21 protein-coding genes are annotated in these 18,987 nt (G+C 69.3%); 12 read left to right on the top strand and 9 right to left on the bottom strand.

Annotation, left to right across the window (positions count from 1 at the left end; translation table 11 throughout):
• The first annotated feature begins 24 nt into the window (after nucleotides 1–24).
• The 3 genes from ACIBO2_RS38670 (at nucleotide 25) to ACIBO2_RS38660 (ending at nucleotide 4,133) form a co-directional block, all read left to right on the top strand.
• Nucleotides 25–1,527 carry an AMP-binding protein gene (locus ACIBO2_RS38670; RefSeq protein WP_397303456.1) on the top strand — a complete coding sequence of 501 codons (1,503 nt, stop codon included), beginning with the start codon at nucleotides 25–27 and terminating at the stop codon, nucleotides 1,525–1,527.
• Nucleotides 1,528–1,663: 136 nt separating this feature from the next.
• The gene (locus tag ACIBO2_RS38665; RefSeq protein ID WP_397303453.1) at nucleotides 1,664–2,965 is read left to right on the top strand and encodes an FAD-dependent oxidoreductase; all 1,302 of its coding nucleotides are present in this window, start codon (nucleotides 1,664–1,666) and stop codon (nucleotides 2,963–2,965) included.
• Between the two features lie 4 nt (nucleotides 2,966–2,969).
• Entirely contained in the window at nucleotides 2,970–4,133 is a 1,164-nt protein-coding gene (locus ACIBO2_RS38660; RefSeq protein WP_397303450.1) for a DUF6986 family protein, read from the top strand.
• A 67-nt stretch (nucleotides 4,134–4,200) separates the two neighbouring features.
• On the opposite strand, the gene ACIBO2_RS38655 is transcribed toward ACIBO2_RS38660, so the two are convergent.
• From ACIBO2_RS38655 to ACIBO2_RS38635, 5 genes are all read right to left on the bottom strand, one after another.
• A complete protein-coding gene (locus ACIBO2_RS38655) occupies nucleotides 4,201–4,881 on the bottom strand; it encodes a copper homeostasis protein CutC (protein ID WP_397303447.1) in 681 nt (226 codons plus the stop codon).
• 132 nt (nucleotides 4,882–5,013) lie between these two features.
• On the bottom strand, nucleotides 5,014–5,616 hold the full coding sequence (locus ACIBO2_RS38650) for a GNAT family N-acetyltransferase (protein WP_358535128.1): 603 nt from the start codon (nucleotides 5,614–5,616) through the stop codon (nucleotides 5,014–5,016).
• Between the two features lie 198 nt (nucleotides 5,617–5,814).
• Nucleotides 5,815–6,564: a GntR family transcriptional regulator gene (locus ACIBO2_RS38645; RefSeq protein WP_358442764.1), complete on the bottom strand. Its 750-nt coding sequence runs from the start codon at nucleotides 6,562–6,564 to the stop codon at nucleotides 5,815–5,817.
• Nucleotides 6,565–7,340: 776 nt separating this feature from the next.
• Nucleotides 7,341–7,775: a Zn-ribbon domain-containing OB-fold protein gene (locus tag ACIBO2_RS38640; RefSeq protein ID WP_397303443.1), complete on the bottom strand. Its 435-nt coding sequence runs from the start codon at nucleotides 7,773–7,775 to the stop codon at nucleotides 7,341–7,343.
• Between the two features lie 33 nt (nucleotides 7,776–7,808).
• Nucleotides 7,809–8,978, bottom strand: coding sequence for a thiolase C-terminal domain-containing protein (locus tag ACIBO2_RS38635; RefSeq protein ID WP_397303441.1), 1,170 nt, complete (start codon nucleotides 8,976–8,978; stop codon nucleotides 7,809–7,811).
• A gap of 232 nt (nucleotides 8,979–9,210) precedes the next feature.
• Between ACIBO2_RS38635 and ACIBO2_RS38630 the strand changes: the two genes are divergently transcribed.
• The 5 genes from ACIBO2_RS38630 (at nucleotide 9,211) to ACIBO2_RS38610 (ending at nucleotide 13,089) form a co-directional block, all read left to right on the top strand.
• Nucleotides 9,211–9,732 carry a flavin reductase family protein gene (locus tag ACIBO2_RS38630; protein WP_364004724.1) on the top strand — a complete coding sequence of 174 codons (522 nt, stop codon included), beginning with the start codon at nucleotides 9,211–9,213 and terminating at the stop codon, nucleotides 9,730–9,732.
• A gap of 78 nt (nucleotides 9,733–9,810) precedes the next feature.
• A complete protein-coding gene (locus tag ACIBO2_RS38625; protein ID WP_397303438.1) occupies nucleotides 9,811–10,926 on the top strand; it encodes an acyl-CoA dehydrogenase family protein in 1,116 nt (371 codons plus the stop codon).
• 23 nt (nucleotides 10,927–10,949) lie between these two features.
• Nucleotides 10,950–11,723: an SDR family oxidoreductase gene (locus ACIBO2_RS38620; protein ID WP_358535118.1), complete on the top strand. Its 774-nt coding sequence runs from the start codon at nucleotides 10,950–10,952 to the stop codon at nucleotides 11,721–11,723.
• A 32-nt stretch (nucleotides 11,724–11,755) separates the two neighbouring features.
• Nucleotides 11,756–12,118 (top strand): PadR family transcriptional regulator, encoded by a 363-nt coding sequence (locus tag ACIBO2_RS38615; RefSeq protein ID WP_358535116.1) that lies wholly within the window; start codon nucleotides 11,756–11,758, stop codon nucleotides 12,116–12,118.
• Entirely contained in the window at nucleotides 12,115–13,089 is a 975-nt protein-coding gene (locus tag ACIBO2_RS38610; protein ID WP_397303435.1) for a hypothetical protein, read from the top strand. Before ACIBO2_RS38615 ends, ACIBO2_RS38610 begins: the two co-directional genes overlap by 4 nt.
• A 2-nt stretch (nucleotides 13,090–13,091) precedes the next feature.
• On the opposite strand, the gene ACIBO2_RS38605 is transcribed toward ACIBO2_RS38610, so the two are convergent.
• Nucleotides 13,092–13,610 carry a hypothetical protein gene (locus ACIBO2_RS38605; RefSeq protein ID WP_358535112.1) on the bottom strand — a complete coding sequence of 173 codons (519 nt, stop codon included), beginning with the start codon at nucleotides 13,608–13,610 and terminating at the stop codon, nucleotides 13,092–13,094.
• Nucleotides 13,611–13,698: 88 nt separating this feature from the next.
• Between ACIBO2_RS38605 and ACIBO2_RS38600 the strand changes: the two genes are divergently transcribed.
• The 3 genes from ACIBO2_RS38600 (at nucleotide 13,699) to ACIBO2_RS38590 (ending at nucleotide 16,734) form a co-directional block, all read left to right on the top strand.
• Nucleotides 13,699–14,994: a DUF2252 domain-containing protein gene (locus ACIBO2_RS38600; RefSeq protein WP_397303432.1), complete on the top strand. Its 1,296-nt coding sequence runs from the start codon at nucleotides 13,699–13,701 to the stop codon at nucleotides 14,992–14,994.
• Nucleotides 14,995–15,403: 409 nt separating this feature from the next.
• Complete coding sequence (locus ACIBO2_RS38595) at nucleotides 15,404–15,802, top strand: hypothetical protein (RefSeq protein ID WP_397303429.1); 399 nt, start codon at nucleotides 15,404–15,406, stop codon at nucleotides 15,800–15,802.
• A 185-nt stretch (nucleotides 15,803–15,987) separates the two neighbouring features.
• Nucleotides 15,988–16,734, top strand: coding sequence for an SDR family oxidoreductase (locus ACIBO2_RS38590; RefSeq protein ID WP_358535101.1), 747 nt, complete (start codon nucleotides 15,988–15,990; stop codon nucleotides 16,732–16,734).
• Nucleotides 16,735–16,774: 40 nt separating this feature from the next.
• Here ACIBO2_RS38590 and ACIBO2_RS38585 read toward each other — a convergent pair whose 3' ends face one another.
• The 3 genes from ACIBO2_RS38585 to ACIBO2_RS38575 form a co-directional block, all read right to left on the bottom strand.
• Entirely contained in the window at nucleotides 16,775–17,194 is a 420-nt protein-coding gene (locus tag ACIBO2_RS38585; protein ID WP_358535099.1) for a hypothetical protein, read from the bottom strand.
• A gap of 79 nt (nucleotides 17,195–17,273) precedes the next feature.
• Nucleotides 17,274–17,537 carry a hypothetical protein gene (locus tag ACIBO2_RS38580; RefSeq protein ID WP_358535096.1) on the bottom strand — a complete coding sequence of 88 codons (264 nt, stop codon included), beginning with the start codon at nucleotides 17,535–17,537 and terminating at the stop codon, nucleotides 17,274–17,276.
• Nucleotides 17,538–17,619: 82 nt separating this feature from the next.
• Nucleotides 17,620–17,877, bottom strand: a complete 258-nt coding sequence (locus tag ACIBO2_RS38575) for a hypothetical protein (protein WP_357946688.1) — start codon at nucleotides 17,875–17,877, stop codon at nucleotides 17,620–17,622.
• Between the two features lie 213 nt (nucleotides 17,878–18,090).
• Here ACIBO2_RS38575 and ACIBO2_RS38570 point away from each other — a divergent pair, with 213 nt between their 5' ends.
• Complete coding sequence (locus ACIBO2_RS38570; protein ID WP_397303425.1) at nucleotides 18,091–18,972, top strand: NIPSNAP family protein; 882 nt, start codon at nucleotides 18,091–18,093, stop codon at nucleotides 18,970–18,972.
• Nucleotides 18,973–18,987 lie beyond the last annotated feature (15 nt).

Here is an 18,987-nt window from a genome sequence, read left to right as displayed (position 1 = left end):
CCGGACTGGGGAACGCTCCCCCGCATGCTCCGTGACCAGGCGGACCGCCATCCGGACGCGGTGGTGATCGTCGACGGCGACACGCGCGTCACCATGGCGGAGCTCCGCGCCGGAGCCGCCCGCGTGGCGCACGAGCTGATCGGGCTCGGCGTCCGGCCGGGCGACCGGGTGGCCCTGTGGGGCGTGAACGACCCGTACTGGGTCACGCACGCCTTCGGCGTCTGGGACGCCGGTGCGGTGATCGTGCCGCTCTCCTCGCGCGCCAAGGGCCTGGAGGCGGCGGCGATGATCGAGAAGACCGGCGCCGAGGTGCTGGTCACGGGCGAGGGCCCGCCAGGTGTGGTGCTCGCCGACCTCCTGCCGCCCGGCGCCGCCCCGCGCCACGTCCTGAGCCCCGGGCGAAGTCTCCCCATGGAGCCGCCGGGGGTCGAGATGGAGGACGTCGAGGAGCGGGCGCTGGCCGTACAACCCGGCGATCTGTGCGAGATCATGTCCACCTCCGGTACCACCGGCACCCCCAAGGGCGTGATGCTGGACCACGCCCAGGTCCTGCGCGGCTACTGGGACTGGTCCGAGATCGTCACCCTGGACCAGCATGACCGCTACCCGGTGATCGCCCCGTTCAGCCACGGCTTCGGCCTCAACGCCGGGTTGATCGCCTGCGTGCTCCGCCGGGCGACCATGATGCCGATCAGGGTCTTCACCCCCGACGCCCTGATGTCCCTGATCTCGGCCGGCCGGGTGAGCATCCTGGCGGGCCCGCCCACGCTGTTCCACCGGCTGCTCGACGAGCTGGACCGCGCCGACTGGGACGTCTCGTCGCTGCGCGTGGCCATCTGCGGCGCCGCCGCCGTGCCTGCCGCGCTGATCACCCGCCTGGTCGAACGGGTGGGCCTGGAGCGGATGATCAACGCGTACGGCCTGATGGAGGGCACGGTCGTCTCCATGACCAGGGCCGGCGACCCGATCGAGGTCATCGCCGCGACGACCGGCCGGGCGGTGCCGGGCATCGAGGTGCGGATCGTCGACGACGACGGCAAGGAGGTGGCCGCCGGGGAGCGCGGGGAGATCCTGCAGCGCGGGTACGGGGTCATGCGCGGCTACTGGGACGAGCCCGGCAAGACCGCCGAGGTCGTCGACCGGGACGGCTGGCTGCACACGGGCGACATCGGCGTGCTCGACCCGGCGGGCAATCTGGCCATCGTGGACCGCAAGAAGGAGCTCTACATCGTCAACGGCTTCAACGTCTCGCCCGCCGAGGTGGAGTCGCTGCTCTTACGTGAGGGCTCGCTGGCGCAGGCGGCCGTGATCGGGGTGCCCGATCCGGTCTCCGGCGAGGCCGGCTGGGCGTACGTGGTGCCCAGAGCGGGGATGACGGTCGATCCGGGCACGCTGCTCACCTGGGCGAAGGACAATATGTCCAACTACAAGGTGCCGAAGCGGGTCATCGTGGTCGAAGCTCTGCCGGCCAACGCCAACGGCAAGATCGACAAGAGGGCCCTCCGCGCCCGCGCGCCCGCCTCCTGACTGCCCCGCACTGACCCCATTCGCGAAAGATGGGTTCATTCGTACCGGCGATCGGGGATACATCGATCACAGTGCCGAGTTGTACTGGTGGGACGCATGCCCCGTGTAACAGAATCGCCCACATAGAGGAGGCAGCGTGACGTTGCGCGTGGCGGTCATCGGGTCGGGCCCTGCCGGTATCTACACGGCCGAGGCCCTGGTCAAACAGGCGCAGGAGGACGTCCAGGTCGACGTCATCGAGCGGTTGCCCACGCCCTACGGGCTCGTCCGATACGGCGTCGCGCCCGACCACACGTCGATCAAGTCGATCGCCAACTACCTGCGCCGGGTGCTCGAACTCCCCGAGGTCCGCTTCCTCGGCGGCGTCACGCTCGGCGAGCATCTGTCGGTCGAGGACCTGCTGGGCGGCTATGACGCGGTCGTCTACGCCACGGGCGCGATGGTCGACAGGAAGCTCGGCATCCCGGGCGAGGACCTGCCGGGCAGCGTGGCCGCCACCGACTTCGTCAACTGGTACTGCGGCCATCCCGACGTCTCCGCCTCCATGTTCACCCTCGACAGCCCCGAGGTCGCGGTCATCGGCGTCGGGAACGTCGCCGTCGACGTGGTCCGCGTCCTGGCCAAGACCGCCGAGGAGCTCAGCTCCACGGACGTACCGCACGACGTGCTCGAACGGCTCGGCGAAAGCCAGGTCAAGGCGATCCACATGATCGGCCGCCGGGGTCCCGAGCACGCCAAGTTCACGCTGAAGGAGCTGCGGGAGCTCGGCGAGCTGGCGAACGCCGACGTCTGCGTACGCGAGGACGAGGCCGTGGTGCTGGGCGGCGACTTCCCCCGGCAGATCCGCGGCAACATCGACGTCCTGCGGTCGTGGGCGGGCCGCGACCCCGTCGGCCGCCCGCGCCGCCTCGATGTGCGCTTCTGGCTGCGCCCGGTGGAGATCCTCGGCACCGACCGGGTGGAGGGGCTCAGGCTCGAACGCACCCGGCTGTCCGAGGAGGGCCGGGTGGTCGGGACGGGCGAGTTCGAGACGATCCCGGTCGGCATGGTGCTGCGCTCGGTCGGATACCAGAGCGTTCCCCTTCCGGGCGTGCCGTTCGACGAGCGGTCGATGACCGTGCCCAACGAGGCCGGCCGGATCCGCGAGCGCGAGTACGTGGCGGGCTGGCTCAAGCGCGGTCCCACCGGCGTGATCGGCACCAACAAGTCGGACGCGGCGGAGACGGTCCGCACCCTGCTGTCCGACCTGGCCGGCCACGATCGGCTACGGTCGGCGCCCATCGACGCGCTGCTGGGCGAAAGAGGCGTAAGGCCGGTGACGTACGACGAGTGGCTGGCCATCGAGGCGGCCGAAGGCGCTCTGGCCAAGTCGCTGGGCCGCGGCGAACGGGTCAAGCTCGCCGGCCTGGAGGCCATGCTGCGGGCCTGCCGGCCCTGACGGCATGCGTGTCACCGTGACGGACCAGTCCCTGCCAGGGTTCGCCGAGGCCCACCGGGTCCAACGGGCCCGCTACCCGGCCGCCGAGCCCGGTTGGCAACCCGTGCACACCGTCTACGTCCCGGCCGACCGGGTGTCGCCGAGCACGGTCGCGGGGTGGGGCACGCAGGCGCTCGACCTGGTCAAGGAGCATCTGAGCGGCCCGGCCGAACTGGCCCACGTGTTCGGGCTGCCTGACGCGCCGGCGCGGGACGTACACGAAAGGGTGCTGCGCAAGCTCGCCCGCGAGCCGGTCGAGGACCTGCGGATCGACTTCGAGGACGGCTACGGCGGGCGGCCCGGCGACGAGGACGGCCACGTCGAGCAGGCCGTCGTGGCCGTGGCCGTGATGCACGCGGCCGGAGCGCTGCCGCGCCGGTGGGGGCCGCGGGTCAAGTCGTTCGCCGACGGGGATCCCGGGCGGTCGGTGCGGACGCTCGACGGGTTCGTCACCGGGGTCGTCGAACGGGTGGGCGAGTTGCCGCCGGGGTTCGTGGTCACCTTCCCGAAGGTGCTGATGGAGTCGTATCTGGGCCAGTTCTGCGGCTTCCTGGAGCGGCTCGAACGGGAGCTGGACGTCCGGCTGCGGTTCGAGATCCAGGTCGAGGCGCCGCAGACCGTGCTGTTCCTGCGCGGTGAGCTGGCCGAGTCGTTCGGGGGGCGGCTGGCGGCCGCGCACTTCGGGGTGTTCGACTACACGGCCGCTCTCGGGCTGCCGCCGCACGAGCAGCGGCTCGACCATCCGGCCTGTGACCACGCCCGGCACGTGATGCAGACGGCGTTCGCGGGGACGGGGGTCGAGCTCTCCGACGGCTCGCTGGCCGCCTCTCCCGCCTCGGGGTCGGCCGCGGACGTGCACGCGCTGTGGCGGCGGCACGCCGAGCTCGTCAGGCATTCGCTGGGACACGGCTTCTATCAGGGCTGGGACATGCACCCTTCACACCTGGTGAGCCGGTTCGCCACGGTCTATGCCTTCCACCTGGCGCACTACGACTCCTACCGGGATCGGGTGCGGGCCTGGGAAGAGCGGCGCGCGGCCGGGGGCGGCGTCATGGACGAGCCCGCCACGATCAAGACCCTCGTAGCCGCCCTCCGCCGCGCCGACGCGGCGCTGGCCCTCCCGGGCTGAAGCCGCTCGGGCTGAGGCCGCTCGACGACCTTGGGGTCAAATCACGGGCCGCTCGGTGGCCCTTGGGTCAGTCGCGGTCGACCAGGCTGCGCCACTGACGGACGCGCCGCTGGTCAACCGGCAGCGACCAGCTCTCCCGTACGGCCGAGCCCACGTGGAACGCCCGGATGCCGTAGTCCAGCAGCGACGGCACATAGGCCGGTTTGAGCCCGCCGCCCGCCAGGATGATCGAGCCGTCGCCCGCGTCGGCCCGGCTCTTGAGCATCGGCAGCCCGTAGCCCACGCCGGCGGGCGAGCCCGCCGTGAGCACCGTTGCCAGGTTGGGCAGCAGCCGCACCGCCCGCCACGACGCCTGTACGTCCGCCGCGTGGTCGACGGCCCGGTGGAAGGTCCACGGCAGCGGCGACACGGCGTGGATCAGCGCCTCGGTGGCCGCCAGGTCCACGACTCCCGCCTCGTCGAGGAAGCCGAACACGAACCCCGCGGCGCCCGCCTGGGTCAGCGCCTTGACGTCGAGACAGAGCCGGTCGAGCACCTCGGGGTCGGCGGTGAAGTTCGCGGCGCAGCGCAGCATCACCATCTGGGGCAGCGGGCACTCCGCGGCGATCGCGGCGACCGTCTCCGGAGCGGGGGTGAGCCCGTCGGCGCCCATGTCGGCGACGACCTCCAGACGGTCGGCTCCACCCTGCTCCGCGGCGACGGCGTCGCGCACGTTCAGCGCGATCACCTCAAGGAGGGATCCGGTCATGCTGGAGAGGTTATATGGTGCTGTGTCCCTTTGTGCCGGAAAGCGCCAGGTGACCTGGGCAGGAACCGGGCTGCGGGCCGCGCCCCACCGGGGAGCGGGGCACGGCCGTACCGGCCGGGGCCGATCAGTGCGTCAGACGCCGATCAGCTCGGCGACGGTGAGGTCGCGGAAGGCCGTCGTGACGGCCTCCTCCGCGGGCCGCTCGAACAGGGCGCCCGAGGAGCGATGCGGCAGATCGACCGTCCGCACGTGCCGGAAGCCGCGGCGCCGGTAGTACTCCTGCAGCCGCGGGTTGTTCTTGGCGCAGTCGAGCCGGAGCTTGCTCAGCCCGGAGGCGAGCGCCGCGGAGCCCGCCCAGTCCAGCAGGGCGTCTCCGAGACCGAAGCCCGCCCAGGGCCGGGCGACGGCGAGCTTGTGCACGTACAGGGCGGCGCCCGGGTCGTCGGAGCGGCGCCAGAACTCCGGGTCGGCGTGGTCGTCGAGAGCGATCGTGGCGACGGGCGGGGCCTCGTCATCCAGTTCGAGGTACCGGAGCTCGTCGTCCACGAGGTAGAGCACCCGCTCGGCGATGAGAGGCTCGATCCGCTCGGGCCCGAAGCCGCCGCGCGGCCACTGCCGCACGCCCTGGGAGTACAGCCATTCGGCCGTGTCGGCGAGCAGGGTCAGGACGCCCGGGAGATCGGAGGCGTCGGCCCGGCGGAGAGCGAGCGGGTGGAGCAGGGTGTTGGAAAGCACGGTTCAGCCCTTCATTACATCGGGTGTCCATGCAGCCACAGAACGTAATGATTGGAGCGCGCGCTGGGTCGCATGGGGGGTTTGAGGCGACATCTATCGATAAATCGCGCATGAAGGGAGTGCGCAGGACTCCCTCTGCCCAGCGAGGCGGGAGGCTCGTCTTAGGCGGCCGGTGGGATCACCCCCAACCGAGCTCGCTCAGCGGCGATCGAGCTCGTATCTGATCAAGTGCTTGTCGGCGGGGAGCACCGACACCGCGACACGCACTGGCATGTCGCCGTTGTCGTAACCAACGCGGACGTAGACCACGACCGGCGTGCCGAGCTCCAACTGGAGACGCTCGACCTCTTCCTGGTTGGGCATCCGCGCCCAGATGTCATCCACCACCCGCACCTGCTCGTGACCGAGCTCTTCCAGGACCCGGTTCGCCCCCCGCGGAATGTCGCCCGGCCGGGCGATCTCCGTGCTGGCCACCAGGTCACGTGGAAAATAGGAATCGTTGGTGTTGTACGGCTGCCCGTCGACGAACCGCAGACGCCGTCGTACGACGGCCAGTTCGCCTTCGGCCAGCTCGAGTCGGCTGGCGATCTCCTCGACCGGTGAGACGGTCAAGACCTCTATGTACTGGCTGGGGGCACGACCTTCCTCCGTCACGGCGAAGGCGAACGCCTCTCGCAGCTCGCCGGATGGTTGTGGCTCCAGCTCTCGCTGCGGGTAGATCAGCAGCGGCCGGCGGTCCCGGACGACCGTGCCACGCCGTGGGGTTCGCGTGACCAACCCTTCGTTGACCAGCTCCCCTAGGGCGAGTCTGACGGTGTTGCGGCTCACCCCATGGTCTTCCATGAGCTGCGCCTCGGTCGGCAGCTGCGCCCCGGGGCCGAGTACACCGGAGTAGATGGCTCTCCTCAGCTCTGAGGCCACCAGCTGGTACAGGACCGACCTTGCCACTTTCACCCCTTTTGTTCCAACAATTTAGACGATCTGGTTCTAACAGGCCACAACCCCTTGACCAATGGCCATTGACAGCCGCATCATCCAATCGTTGGTACAAATCCATCGAAAGGCCGGTGAGGGGGTGAGGGCCCGGTGTTACCGGTCCACGCGGGTACGCCATACCTGCCCTGGCAAGACCCTTGTGAAGCAACACGTTTACTGCGTTACGCGTTGCCTCGCCAGGGACTCAGCAACACCTACCAGAGCAACGGCAGTGGCATGTCCGTTTTATCCGTGTTGACCGAGGTAACTGTGTGGAGCAAAGACGGTTCCTTCATCTGGAATGAGGAGGGTGCCACCGTCTCACATCCCATCGATGACCCCCTCGGTGCGGCCCAACGCATCGCAGACCACTACCGACATCCGGAGTCCTCGAAAGAGGGTCGCTCCCCCATGAACTCCGTGTGCGAACAATCGACCTAGGACTCCATCCCTCGCCGGAGTCCTGGCGTCGCCGCACACGGGGCAGGAAGCGCGTCCTGGCGGGTCCCCCACGCCCGCCAGGGCGCGCGTTCCTCCTTTTTCTCATGATTTACGGCACTTCGCGCCTTTTACCACCATTTTTCGTGCCAAGTCATACCCGCGCCGTAGACCGTCCCCGGTCGAGCCCCGCCCAAGGGACCGGCGTCCGGCGGGCGTGGCCGGCCGTAGGGATGAGGCGGCCGGACCGGGATTGGCCTTCAGGCCCATTGGTACCTATCGTTCCCGACTTGGTGCCGCCGCGAAGGATTTCACGGGGATGCGTGCCACTCAGTCGGCCGCCAATTGATGAGTGTCAGCTCATCGCCCATGTCCTCGTACACACCTTCGACCGCCTGACCGTATTCGGGCTCGCGATCGCCGTCCCACCCGCCGTGTATCAGGCAGCCGGGCACGGCGGCGAGCCGGACCAGCACCACGACGTACGGCTCGCTCGCTCCGGGCATGAACGGCCGGCGGTTGACGATCCAGCTCTCCACCGTGCCGGCCGGCTCGACGGCCTCCCAGTGCCAATCCTCGGTACGGCAGGCCGGGCAGAAGGCCCTGGGCGGGAAACGGGCCGTGTGGCAGGTGTCGCAGCGCTGGACCGCGAACTCGTGGCCGGCCAGCCGGGCCCACCAGTCCTTGGAGTCGCGATCAGGCGTCGGCCGCACGCCTTGGGGCGGCCTGCCGTACCGGTCGGGCATGGATCAGCCCCTTCTGAGGTCACGCATGGGTGGTCAGCCCCTTCTGAGCAGGAGAGCCGAAGTGGCGGGGAGGATGTAGCCGGGCTGGGCGGTGGATAGGGCCACCTCGGCGCCCGCGACCTGCCGGTCACCCGCGTCCCCGCGTAGCTGGGAGACGGCCTCCGCTATGTGGTTGACGCCGTGGACGTAGCCCTCCGACAGGAAGCCGCCGTGCGTGTTGACCGGGAGGGCTCCGTCGAGGGCCGTGGCGCCCGAGGCGACGTACGGGCCGCCCTCGCCCTTGGCGCAGAAGCCGTAGTCCTCCAACTGGACGATCACCGAGTAGGTGAAGCAGTCGTACAGCTGCGCCACGTCGATGTCGGCCGGGCCGATTCCGGCCTGGGCGTAGAGGCGCGGGGCCAGCGCGGCGGCGGCCGTGGTGGTCGGGTCGGCCCGGCCGCCGGACAGGTGCGAGTCGCCACCGCCCCAGGCCGCGCCGGAGATCAGCACCGGCGGGCGGCGCAGGGAGCGGGCGCGCTCGGCGGTCGTGATGACCAGGGCGCAGGCGCCGTCGGTCTCCAGGCAGCAGTCCAGCAGGCGGAACGGCTCGGCGATCCACCTGCTGTCGAGGTAGTCGTCGAGGGTGATGGGCGTACGCATGAGAGCACGGGGGTTCTTGACGGCGTTCGCCCGCTGGGTGACGGCCAGCTGCCCGAAATGCTCCGCTTTCGTGCCATATTTCTGCATGTGGGCGCGGGCGTACATCGCGTACTGCTGGGGTGGCGCGAAATAGCCGTAGGGCGCTTGATACTGCACCTCGGGACTCACCGGAAGGCCACGGCCGGTGCCGCCCATGCGGAACTCCGACCGGGCGTTGATCGCGCGGTAACAGACGACGGTCTCCGCCACGCCGGCCGCCACGGCCAGCGCCGCCTGGGCCACGACCGCGTGCGAGACGCTGCCGCCGCCGAACTGGTCGAGGTACCAGGCCGGGTCTGCCAGACCGAGCGCGGGCCCCACCAGGGACGGGGCCGCCGAGTCGCCCACGCGATGGGTCGCTATGCCCTCGACGTCGCCGGGGCCGAGGCCGGCGTCGTCGAGGGCGGCCAGGATGGCGCGGCAGGCCAAGGTGAGTGTGCTGACCCCCGAGTCCTTGGTGAAGGGCGTGTACCCGACGCCCACCACAGCCGTACGGTCCCGGAACTCAAGCAAGCGCTTGGCCATCCTGAAACGCTAGATCGGACCGTCCACATATGTCAACCGGGGGGTATGCCGCGGCATTCGCTTGACACCTTTTCCGTCGCACGCCTACCGTCCAAGCAAGCGCTTGGTAAGATACGATGCAGACGGCGAGGAGGAGGAGACCATGAGCACACACGCTGCCCGGCTGATCACGCCGGACGGCTGTGGCGGCCCCCCGGTGCCGTACCAGCGCAGGACTCTCAACGGAGCCTCGATGCCGAACGGCCAGTCCCACGCGAGCGGCAACGGCCAGCTCGACAGCCGGAGGTTCAGGTCGGTGCTGGGCAGGTTCGCCACCGGCGTGGTGGCGATCACCGCCCTCGACCCGGCCAGCAGCGAGCCATGCGGCCTGGCGGCCAACTCCTTCACCTCGGTGTCGCTGGACCCGCCGCTGGTGGCGTTCTGCGTGGCGCACACGAGCACGAGCTGGCCCAAGGTGCGCGGCGCCAAGGTCATCACCGTGAACGTGCTCGCCGAGCACCAGCAGCACGTCTGCGCCCAGCTCGCGAGCCGGGGCGGCGACAAGTTCGCCGGGCTGCGGTGGACCGGCTCGCCCGGCGGCAACCCGGTGCTCGAAGGAACCCTGGCCTGGCTCGACTGCGCGGTCGAGGCCGAGCACATGGCGGGCGACCACGTGATCGTGGTGGCCCGGGTGCTCCAGCTCGACACGCACGCGGACGGCGGCCCGCTGCTGTTCTTCCGCGGCGGCTACGGCGGCTTCGTTGAGCCCCAGTGACGGTGTTCGCGTCGAGCCTGCGGTTGTTCGCGTCGAGCCTGCGGTTGTTCGCGTTGAGCCCGCGGTGAGGAGGCGTGCGTGAGCCTGCGTGAGGAGGCGCGCGCCTGGCTGGCCGCGAACCTCACCGGAGACTTCGCGCACGCCCGCGGCCTGGGCGGCCCCGGGCGTGAGCACGAAGGTCACGAGGTCCGGCTGGCCTGGGAGCGCCATCTCGGCAAGGCGGGCTGGACCTGCCTGGGCTGGCCCGTCGAGTACGGCGGACGCGACGCTTCGCTCGCCGACCAGGTCGCCTTCCACGAGGAGTACGCCCTGGCCGACGCCCCCGCCCGCGTGGGCCACATCGGCGAGGGACTGATCGGGCCGACGATCCTGGAGTTCGGCACCGAGGCGCAGAAGGCCCGCTTCCTGCCCCCGATCCAGCGGGGCGACGAGCTGTGGTGCCAGGGCTACTCCGAGCCGGAGGCGGGCTCCGATCTGGCCAATGTCCAGACGAAGGCGCACCTGGCGGGCGACGAATGGGTCATCACCGGTCAGAAGGTGTGGACGTCGCTGGCCCACGTGTCCGACTGGTGCTTCGTGCTCTGCCGTACGGAGGCGGGCTCCCAGCGCCACCGTGGGCTGTCGTACCTGCTCGTGCCCATGGACCAGCCCGGCGTCGAGGTTCGGCCGATCGTGCAGATGACCGGGACGTCCGAGTTCAACGAGGTGTTCTTCGACGGAGCCAGGACCGCGGCCGAAAACGTGCTCGGCGCGCCCGGCGACGGGTGGCGCGTCGCCATGGCCACGCTCGGCTACGAGCGCGGCGTCTCCACGCTGGGTCAGCAGATCGGGTTCCGGCGGGAGCTGGCCCGGGTGATCGAGGTCGCCGAGCGTACGGGCGCGGCCGACGACCCGGTGCTGCGTGACCGGCTGGTGCGGTCGTGGCTGGAGCTGGAGATCATGCGGCTGAACGCGCTGCGGTCCGATCCGGGGCCGGTGGCGTCGATCGCCAAACTGTACTGGTCGGAGTGGCATCGCCGGCTGGGCGAGCTGGCCCAGGCCGTACAGCTCAAGTCCGGACTTGTCGCCCGCGACGGCGAGCTCAACGATCTCCAGCGGCTGTATCTCTTCAGCCGGGCGGACACGATCTATGCCGGTTCCAGCGAAATCCAGCGGAACATCATCGCCGAGCGCACCCTGGGACTCCCCCGCTGACGGACCTCTCTGATCGGAGCACTATGGCACCGCCGTACCCCAGAGCGCACGGCCTGCTCGACGGCAAGGTCACGCTGGTCACGGCCGCGGCGGGGGCCGGGATCGGCTACGCGACGGCCAAGCGCTGCGCCGAGGAGGGGGCCACGATCGTCGTCTCCGACCGGCACGAGCGCCGCCTGTCCGCCGCCGCCGACTCGCTGACCGAGCTCACCGGCGTCAAACCGCTGGCGGTGCCGTGCGACGTGACGTCGGAGGCCCAGGTGCTGGCGCTGTTCGACGCGGTGGTGGAGGCGCACGGGCGGCTGGACGTGGTGGTCAACAACGCCGGGCTCGGTGGTACGGCGGCACTGGCCGAGATGACCGACGAGCAGTGGCACACCGTCATCGACGTCACCCTGAACGGCACCATGCGCTGCACCAGGGCCGCCCTGAAGCAGATGATCGCCCAGGGGTCCGGGGTGATCGTGAACAACGCCTCCGTGATCGGCTGGCGGGCGCAGCGGGGTCAGGCGCACTACGCGGCGGCCAAGGCCGGGGTGATGGCGCTGACCAGGTGCGTCGCCCTGGAGGCCGCCGAGCACGGCGTCCGGGTGAACGCGGTGGCGCCTTCGCTGGCCGTCCACCCGTTCCTGGCGAAGGTGACCAGCGAGGAGCTGCTGGCGGAGCTGGCGGCCGCCGAGGCGTTCGGGCGTTCGGCGGAGCCGTGGGAGGTGGCGAACGTGATCGTCTTCCTGGCCAGCGACTACTCCTCGTACATGACGGGCGAGGTCGTCTCCGTCTCTTCTCAACACCCGTGACTATATCCTGAGCGACAGGATATAGTGGGCCGGTGAATATAACGGAGCCCATGTTCCTGGCGCTCACCGCGCTGGTGGACGAGCCGCGGCACGGCTACGGCATCGTCCAGGAGGTCGATCGACTGTCCGAGGGGCGGGTGCAGCTCAAGATCGGCTCCCTCTACGGCGTGCTGGACCGGCTTACCGGGGAGGGCCTGGTGGCGCTCGACCGGGAGGAAGTGGCACAGGGGCGGCTACGCCGCTACTACCGGCTGACCGACTCGGGGGCGAGGGCCCTGGAGGAGGAGGCGGCCCGGCTGGCGGCCAACGCCCGCGCGGCGACCACCCGCCTCCGGGACCGGACCGCCCGCTTGCTCCCCGGAACGGCCACCGCGCTCGCCGGAGGTGCCTGGTGAACGAGTTGCTCGAACGGCGCTACCGCAACGTCCTGTGGCTGCTCCCCCGCTCGTACCGGGCCGAGCGGGAGGAGGAGATGGTGGCCGCGTTCATGGAGTTCTCCGGCGACGTGCCGGATGAGGAGAACCCTCGGCCGCGCTGGGGCGAGATCGCCAGCGTGCTCGCTCTCTCGATGCGCGTACGGTTCGGTGGAGCGGGCGCGATGCCCCGGTACGTCGCGTGGGGTGCGGCCGCCAGGCTGGTGGCGCTGCTGGGGCTCGGCTTCCACGCTGCGGTCGGCACCTTCACCCTCGCCATCCTCTTCCCCCAGAGACCCGACTTGGCGACGCCGCCCCTCACTGTGATCACGGCGGCTCTCTGGGTGACGGCATTCGTCCTGCTGATGCGGGGACGCACCCCGATGGCCAAGCCGGTGGCGCTCGCGGCCGGTGCGGTGGCCCTGGCCGAGCTCGTCGTCCGACTGGACTTGGCCGACCCGTTCGCGCCTCTGAACGCGGCGCCCCAGGCACTGAACGTCGTGGTGCCCCTGGCGGCCCTGCTCGCCGGCTTCCACGACGACGTCCCGCCGGTGCGACGCAGGTGGCGAGCGATCGGCCTGGCGCCGGCCGCCGGGCTGCTGCTGAGGATCGCCATCCCTCTCCTGCTGGAGTCCGCGCTGTGGCAGTCGCCGATGTTGTGGGTATGGGTGGAGCCGACGGGTCTCGCCACGGTGGTCCTCGTGGTGGCCGGAGTCATCTGCCTCGCGCGTCGCCTGTCGGCGCACGTGCCGCTCGCCCTGGCGATCCTGGGGACGTTGGCGCTGCTGTCACGGCTGCCGCTGGTAGCCATCAACGACGTGAGCTCAAGGCCGGAATCGATCTGGGTGTCCAGCATGGGCCAGTGCTTGGCGCTGGTCGTCATGGTGACGGTCCTCGCGGTCGCGGGCTTCCGCGGTTTGCCGTCCGTACGACAGGGGCGGGCTGTGGTCTAACGTCAGGTCCCCTCCCAGTGGGGGGTGTGCGATTCGATGTCCTCCGGCAGGCCGATGCGTCCGTTCAGCAGAATGAGCGGGGTGACCTGAACGCTGGTGCTGAAGCGGATGTAGCCGACGAAGAACTCGATCCCGGCGGCCTGCGCGTTGACCGAGCACGGGCCGAGCCACTCCAGCAGTGCCCGGACCTGGTAGAACTCGTTGGGGTGGAGTTCTTGGCGTACCGTCAGCGCCCAGCCCTCCGCCTGCTTCCTCTCGACCAGCTCCGCGACGAGTACCCCGCCCACGCGCATGGCGGGGAAGCGCCGCGCGAACACGGGCTCCGGATCGACGTCCTCCCACTCACAGTCGGGGTCGTCGGGGTCACCGAGTGGATAGGTCTCCAGGTAGTCGCCGGTGCCGATCGGCAGCCGCTCAGGTCGCGGCCCTTGCCCCACATGCCACCGCAGCTCGGCGAGCTCGTCGTCGCCGAGGTCGGCGCGAAGGTCCATGGTCAGCACGAGTTCGTAGATGTCTCCCACCGGCGCACCCTATCGATCATCGGCCGGCCACCCTGACAGGGAAAGACCAGGGTAGGCGCGCGAGCTGGGACGACTTAAGGTCCGAGACATGGGCACACGCGCTTCCCACCTGCTAGATGTCCTCATGACGGAGTTCGGCGAGTCGATCAAGCGAGACCCCGCGGCATTCAGGCGGAAATTTCGGAAAATGGCGGCCTCCCCTTTTGCGTTCTACCGGGGCAGCGCCTGCCTGTTCTACGCGGACCTCACCGAAGGGTTCGCGGACTCCTCATACCTTGACGAACCGACCAGCAGGGTGTGGATCCACGGCGACCTGCACGCCGAGAACTTCGGCACCTACATGAACGCCTCGGGCGTGCTGGTCTTCAACGTCAACGACTTCGACGAGGCGTACGTGGGACCGTACGTCTGGGACCTCAAGCGGTTCGCCGCCAGCGTGGCGCTGATCGGGTACGCCAAGGCCTTGTCGGACGAGTCGATCAGCGGGCTCGTGAGCGACTTCGCCGGCGCGTACCTGGCCGAGCTGGGCGGCATCGCGCGCGGCGGGGACGACGCGATCGGGTCGCTCACGCTCGACACCACCACCGGTGTGCTGCACCGGGTGCTCCAGACGGCCAGGCTGAGCACGCGCGTGGCGATGCTGGACGTCGAGACCCTGATCGACGACTACGACCGGCGCTTCGCGATCATGGACGGGCGCGAACCCGTCGACGCGGCGACCCGCGACTCCGTGACGGCCGCCTTCGAGGACTACCTGACGACGCTGCCCGCGCAGTCGAACCCGGTCGAGCACGTGATCAAGGACGTGGCGCTGCGCAAGGGCGTGGGGATCGGGTCGGCGGGGCTGCCGTCGTACAACCTGCTGCTGGAGGGGCGGTCGCAGGCGCTGGAGAACGACGTCATCCTCTACATGAAGCAGGCGCAGGTGCCGGCGGTGGCCCGGCACGTCCCCGACGAGAAGGTCGCCCGTTACTTCCATCACCAGGGCCATCGGACCGCGGAGTCGCAGCGGGCGCTGCAGGCGTACGCCGATCCGTGGCTGGGCTACACGACGCTGAACGGCGTGGGGCAGTTGGTGGCGGAGGTCTCGCCCTACTCCGCCGACCTCGATTGGGACGACGTCAACGAGCCGGCGGAGCTGCGGTCGATCATGCGGGATCTGGGGCGGGCGGTGGCGCGCATGCACTCGGTGGCGGACGACGAGTCCAGCCACGACCTGGTGAACTTCTCGACGGAGGAGTCCATCATGGCCGTGGTCAACGGCGACAGGCCCGGATTTATCGGGATGTTGGTGGATTTTGCGCACCGTTATGGGGCACAGGCCCGGGAAGACCACCAACGGTTCGTCGACCTCTTCCGCAACGGCCGCCTTCCGGGGGTGTGACCGCCCCGGCCCCGTGCGGGTGTGGGCGCCTCGCCCGTGCGGGTTGGCCGTCTCGCCCCGCGGGTGTGACCGCCGGCTCTCCCGGCACGGTCCCGAGCTCGTGGCCCGGTTGTTCGGACGTGGTTCGAGCAGAGACGTGGGCTGAGACGTGGGCTGAGACGTGAGCAGGGACGTGGAGGGAGCATCGTGAGGCGTCTGGTGGGGTTGCTGCTGGGGACGGAAGAGGACTGGCCGTCGGCGTTCGAGACGGTGCTGAGACGGTTGGGGCCGGTCAAGGGGGTCGGCGAGTTCGACGTGGAGCGCATCACGATCGAGCCGTTTGACCTGCGCGACCGGCCCCGGCACGATCTGGTGATCGACCGGCTGGCGTACTGGTATTACCCCGCGCGAGTGGCTCAAGAAGATCGCCATGATGGACGACGTCTATCTGCTGAACAGCCCGTTCACCTTCCAATCGATGGAGAAGCACGCCGCCTACTGCGCCATGATGCGCCTCGGGCTGAAGGTCCCGAAGACGGTGCTCGTGCCGTACAAGAACCCGCCCGACAACACCAAGTACGCCTATACGGCCTCCCGATACAACCAGCCGTTCGATCTTGACGCGGTCGCGGAGGGGATCGGGTATCAGGACTTCTGCGACAGTCGGCTGCGCCACCTCGACGAGATCGTCCTGGACTGGGTGGCGGGACCGGACTTCGACCGGCTGCTGGTCGACACGGTGACGGCCACGTATCCCGCGCACGAGAGGGACCGCTTCGTGGAGCGCTTCCGCGGCCTGCTGGGGATGTGGGTGAAGGACTCCGGCTGAGCACGCCGCACCTTCGCGGGGCTGGCTCGCGATGCCAGCCGTGCCCGCGCCTTCGGGACGGGCACGCGATGCCGACTGGCCTGCGCCTTCGGGGCCGGCTTGCGAGGCCATCTGGCCCGTGCCTTCGAGGCTGGCTGGCGAGGCCGGCTGGCTACCGACCAGTCGGTATGGCATGCTTCCGGAACATGACGCTGTTCTCGGTGGAAGGCAAGACCGTCGTCGTCACCGGCGGCTCCCGTGGCATCGGCCGCATGATCGCGACCGGGTTCGTCGAGGCCGGGGCGACCGTGTACATCTCCGCGCGCAAGGTCGCCGAGGTGGAACAGACCGCCAAGGAACTGGGCTGCGTGGCCGTGCCGGCCGATCTGTCCACACCTAAGGGGGTGGGCGCGCTGGTGGAAGCGGTGGACGGGCCGCTGGACGTGCTGGTGAACAACGCGGGCGCGGCGTGGGGCGCGCCGCTGGAGGACTATCCGGAGCATGCCTTCGACAAGCTCTGGAACATCAACGTCAAGGGGGTCTTCTTCCTGACCCAGCGTTTCCTGCCGCAACTGCGGGCGGCGGCCAGCGCGGAGAATCCGGCGCGGGTGATCAACATCGGGTCCATCGACGGGATCCGGGTGCCGTCCGTGGAGAACTTCGCCTACTCCGCGTCGAAGTCCGGCGTACATATGCTGACCCGGCACCTGGCCAGGCAGCTGGCGCCTGAGCACATCACCGTGAACGCCATCGCACCGGGGCCGTTCGACTCGAAGATGATGGCGTTCGCCCTGGATGATCCGGCCATTCGGGAGAGCATCGCGGCGAGTGTGCCGATGGGCCGGATCGGCCACCCCGACGACATGGCCGGGGCGGCGATCTACCTGTCCTCACGTGCCGGGGCGTACCTCACGGGCACGGTCATTCCAGTCGACGGCGGCATTTCCTGCTAATCCCGATCCTGTCAGGCGCGGATCCTGTCAGGCGCGGATCTCAGAGGAACTTGCGGAGCGCGGTGGCGAGATTCGCGGCCGCGCGGGGCTCGTAGCGCAGGAACAGGTACGGCTCGGTGAGCTCGACCTCGATGACCACCGGGGTGCCGTCGGGGAGCCGGACCAGGTCGATCCTGGCGTACAGAAGGGCCTGGGGGATGGCGGCAAGCACCTTCTCAGCGAGTTCGACCTGGTCCGGGGCCGGTGTGCGCGGTTCGGCCCGAACCTGGTCCGCGCCCGTCTTTCCCGGAGACAGCTTGGGGGTGCGCCGGACGGCATGGCCGAACCGGCGGTTGAAGTACAGCAGCGAGGTCTCGCCCTCCGACTCGACCATGTCGAGGTAGGGCTGGACCCTGTGGGTTGCGACCGGCGGCCGCCAGCGCGATGGCGTCGCCTCCCCGAAGGGGGATTCCTCCGTCAAAACCCCAGCCACGACGGACCGTCACATGGATCGAGACAGTCGCGTGACGGACCACCCGGGAAGCCATGATGTCACCGCACTACTTGGAAGTGGCGCTCACACCCACGCCACTACGGTGCGTGGCCGTAGCGGCGTTGCCGTTGATGTTGTTGACGTTGGTGCTGGAGCCGGCGCCTCTGTTGCCGGCCTGGACGTTGCCGAAGGTGTTGCCCGACTGCGCGGACGCGGAGTTGGTGCTGGAGCTGCTGTTGCTGGTGTCGGTGTCGGCATGGGCCGGAGCGGCCAGCAGGGCCGTGCCCGCGGCGATGGCGACGATGGCCGTGATGCCAAGCTTCTTGATCATGTCGATGTCCTTCCAGAGGATTTCTCATGGACTTCGGACCCCGCCGGACGGCGGCCCGGGGTGCGAGGAAGGGGGATCGGGGTCAGTAGAAGATGTAGGTCACCGTGGTGCTGCCGTTGGTAGCGGTGGCGGCTATGCCGTTGATGTTGTTGACGTTGGTCGACCGACCGGCACCCTCGTTGACCGCTGCGATGTCGGCGAGACTGTTTCCGGACTGGGAGGAGTAGGTGTTGCCGCTCCAGGCGTCGGTCCAGGTGTCAGCGTGAGCGGGTGTGGCCAGCAGGATGGCGCCGGCGGACGCTGCCACGACGGCACCGGTGACGCACAGCTTCTCGATCACTTCAGCTCCTTCGCCGGTGGGCGTCTCGCATGAGACAGCACCGGCCCAAGAGCACACCGCCATCCCCGTTGACCTTCTTTGACCTTTGAGGATCAAAGCCAAAGCGATCATATAACCAAGCGTAGTGATCGTGTGACTCTTAGCAATCAGAACATTCTTCTAGGGCCGCATCGCTGACAGGCGGTGTCAGTGGTCGGCTCGTAGCATCCGCGCATGATTTACGAGTTGCGAAACTACACTCTGCATCCCGGCCAGCGGGACACACTTATCGAGTTATTCGAGCGTGAGTTCATCGAAGGGCAGGAGGCGGCCGGGATCGGAGTGGTCGGCCACTTCCGGGACCTGGACGAGCCAAACATGTATCCGTGGATGCGGAAATTTCCGGATATGGAGGCTCGGCGGGCGGCCCTCACGGCCTTCTACGGCGGCCCGATCTGGAAGGCCAACCGGGACGCGGCCAACGCGACGATGATCGACTCCGACAACGTACTGCTGCTGCGCCCAGTGCCCGTTCCCTCCGCCGACGTGCCACACGGGTCCGCTCCCCGCCACTCCGACCTCTCGCGCGGGACTACTACTTCCGGTCTCCTGAGCGGGTCCACTCCCGGCCTCCCGCGCGGGTCCACTCCCGACCTCCCGAGCGGATCCACTCCCGACCTCCCGAGCGGATCCGCTCCCGACCTCTCCTCCGAGTCCGGTCCTGGCCCCACTCTCCAGTCCTCTTCCAGTTCCTCTTTCGATCCCTTTTCCGGTACGGCCCGGCCGCCTGTCGGCGCCACCGTTCTGCCCGAGTCGCTGTACGTCGCGATGATCTACCACGTCGACGACGGGTTCGCCGAGTTCTTCGCTCGGGAGGCCGTACCCGTGCTCAGGGAAGCCGGGGTGCCGCCGGTGGCGTGCTTCGAGACCGAGGCCGCCGAGAACACCTTTCCCGCCCTGCCCGTACGTACAGGCGAGCAGGTGTTCGTGTGGTTCGCCCGGTTCGATCGGCCCTCGGACGAGCGTGAGGTGGCGCTGCCCGGGCTGGAGTCCCGGTTGACCTCTCCCCCGCAGCGTCTCCGCCTGGCTCCCACGGCTCGATCAGCGCTTCGCTGAGGCTCCGGGCCCCAC

The organism is Nonomuraea sp. NPDC050022, from assembly GCF_044460705.1.
Taxonomy (GTDB): Bacteria; Actinomycetota; Actinomycetes; order Streptosporangiales; family Streptosporangiaceae; genus Nonomuraea.
Note: the sequence above shows the minus strand (reverse complement) of the source record. Positions and strands in the feature narration are given on the sequence as shown.